This is a genomic window from Aliivibrio sp. A6 (assembly GCF_028765505.1).
Taxonomy (GTDB): domain Bacteria; phylum Pseudomonadota; class Gammaproteobacteria; order Enterobacterales; family Vibrionaceae; genus Aliivibrio; species Aliivibrio finisterrensis_A.
Window position 1 is genome coordinate 1 of the sequence record NZ_JARACR010000071.1, and the last position, 2478, is coordinate 2478.

Sequence of the window (2478 nt, forward strand, 5' to 3'; positions counted from 1 at the left end):
GCCCTCAGCACTTTAAGCACTAAGGGCAATAACGTTATGTCGAATGAGAGTTTCTAACTAACCGTGTTTATCACCATTAATTAAAATAACGTTGTTCTTCGTTGGGTTGACGGTACATCATAAACCTGGCCTTGGTTTTTCATGCGCTCCATCTTTTTCAAATCTAATTTTAATTCAGTTACATAACTGTCACCAACGGGGTAAGTTCTTACCACTTCAGCTCCGCGGATAATACCATCAACACCAGCTGAGGTTGTTTCCTCTCCTAGCTGTTGATCATTCATCTCAACTTTGCCGCTGATACGCATACCATACACTTGCTCAGCTAACTCTCTATAAGCATCAACCTTAGAAGCACGCATTGCACGCATACGTTTTTCATCCATATTTTTTCCAGCTTGCTCACTAATGCTAGCGTAACCGACCGCGGTCAAGTGATCACTTTCACGCATGACACCAATTGGTTGGCAACCAACTAATACTAATAGAGCTAATAAAAACCAATGTTTCATATCTGCTTCTCCTATGGACGTAGGATAATGGTATGACGCTCTGCTTTTTGAACATCAGAACGAATAATCACACCATCTTCCATACGCACTGTATTTAGTGTGTCTAAATCACGGCCAATTCTATCCGCCGGAAGGAACCCTTGTGCCGATGCGACAACAACTCGAGTTTGCATACCAATAACACGAGCGTTAATTAACACCCCGCCATCTTGACGAAGCATTGTACCCGTTAGTACGTAATCAACTTGCTGCTCTTGAACTAATTCTTTCCAATCACGGCTAAAAGCAAAATCACCTTGTTGAGTAACTCGGATATTGCCCGTTGTTTTATAATCAATAACTTTAAAGCCACGGCGCTGAAGCTGGAAAATAAAGCTCTCAGTTACTGAATTGCCTAACCAGTTTGTTTGATCCATTTGTTGTAAATCAACAAAAGACGTAATGGCAATTGGTGAACGAGCTGATAACGTCGTATTTGATGTTACTAACTGCTCAGTTAAACTTTCAATGAAGTAATCCATTGTATGTCTCGGCGTATCCGCCAACATAAAAGGACTGCCATTATAAGGTTCTTTACCATTATAAATTGGTGAGTAGGCGCACGCACTCATCACCATTGATAGCAGGATTACAACTAATACTCTCATTCTATTATCTCCAGATAATGTTTTAATATACTTATTGGTTAAGCGTCAAATTCAAACTAGGAACAAAACTTGCAATAGTTTATGAAACGCAATTTGTAAGTACTTTTATCAATCAACAAATATTAGTTAGCAAATTTCATACCCATTTGGCAGATATCAGCAATGAAAAATATATTATTATTACTTACCTCAATATTAACAATGAGTTACGCGCTACCTTCAAAAGCTGAATGGTTTGAAGTAACTGGCTCTGCAAGTGTATTAACTAGCAAAAGTGCGGCAAGATCACATGCACTAGAAGATGCCGCTTACCAAGCGATGCTGTTTTCAGGGGCTGATATTAGCCGCTTAAAAGATTTAAAAACCTTTTTAGAAAATGATGAAAAGCACTATCAGTTCAGTGGAAGTGAAATTCGCAGTATTGAAGTAATAAAAGAGAAGAAGAAAAACGGTAAGATCTATATCACGACTCGAATTGATATCTACCCTTCGGCAAACAGTTGCCATATTGGGCAATATAAGAAAACCTTTATGACCAGTGAGATCACAATCGACTCACCGCAACAAGCAGTAATGGGTAAGGTATATCAATTAGGTGAAGATCTAAGTACGGTCTTTTCACGCCAACTCGATAAAGAATCACAAAGCTTTGTTTCTGTTGGTAATTCTCATATTCGTATTGATAAGCGTCAACCAGACGTTGTCAAAATGATTGCTGATGATCATGGCGCACAATACATTTTCTCAGGAAATATCACCGATTTAAGTGCGACTGTTGAGCAAAACTTACTTAAAAAAGACACGATAAATAGACAATTTGCCATTGAAGTTGCTGTATTAGATGGCAAAACAGGCCAAACCGTTTATAACAATAATTACCGTGAAGTCGCACAGTGGGACTTTCCTAAAACCAGTGAAGTTGATACTCAAAGTGCTCGTTTTTGGACTTCAGCTTTCGGTGAAATGGTGCTTAGAGTTAACCGAGATATGATGCTTGATTTGGAAAACCAATTCGCATGTAAAATGACGCTACCTCAAATTGTCAGCATCAATAATAATCGTATATCGATGGATCTAGGTCGCATTCACGGCGTTAAGAAAGGCGATAAATTAGAACTTTGGCATACAGGCTCATTTATTGATCAGAACGGTTTGCCGCGTAATAAAGTATCTAAAACAGAAATTACACTAACCGTTGCTCGTGTGTATGAGCAAAATGCTGAGCTAACTATCGATCAACCACAATTGCTTAACAGTATTCAAATTGGGGATGTAATGCATAAAGTCGACATTAAATAGATTCAATGACGTCTTTTCTT

3 protein-coding genes are annotated in these 2478 nt (G+C 38.5%); 1 reads left to right on the forward strand and 2 read right to left on the reverse strand.

Annotated elements, in window-relative coordinates; translation table 11 throughout:
* Window positions 1-80 precede the first annotated feature (80 nt).
* Together PVK70_RS18570 and PVK70_RS18575 are read right to left on the reverse strand one after the other, a co-directional pair.
* Window positions 81-512: an LPP20 family lipoprotein gene (locus tag PVK70_RS18570; RefSeq protein WP_130044108.1), complete on the reverse strand. Its 432-nt coding sequence runs from the start codon at window positions 510-512 to the stop codon at window positions 81-83.
* An 11-nt stretch (window positions 513-523) separates the two neighbouring features.
* Entirely contained in the window at window positions 524-1159 is a 636-nt protein-coding gene (locus PVK70_RS18575) for a FlgO family outer membrane protein (protein WP_130044107.1), read from the reverse strand.
* Between the two features lie 162 nt (window positions 1160-1321).
* On the opposite strand from PVK70_RS18575, the gene PVK70_RS18580 reads away from it, so the two are divergent.
* Entirely contained in the window at window positions 1322-2458 is a 1137-nt protein-coding gene (locus PVK70_RS18580; RefSeq protein ID WP_130047655.1) for a flagellar assembly protein FlgT, read from the forward strand.
* Window positions 2459-2478: the final 20 nt, after the last annotated feature.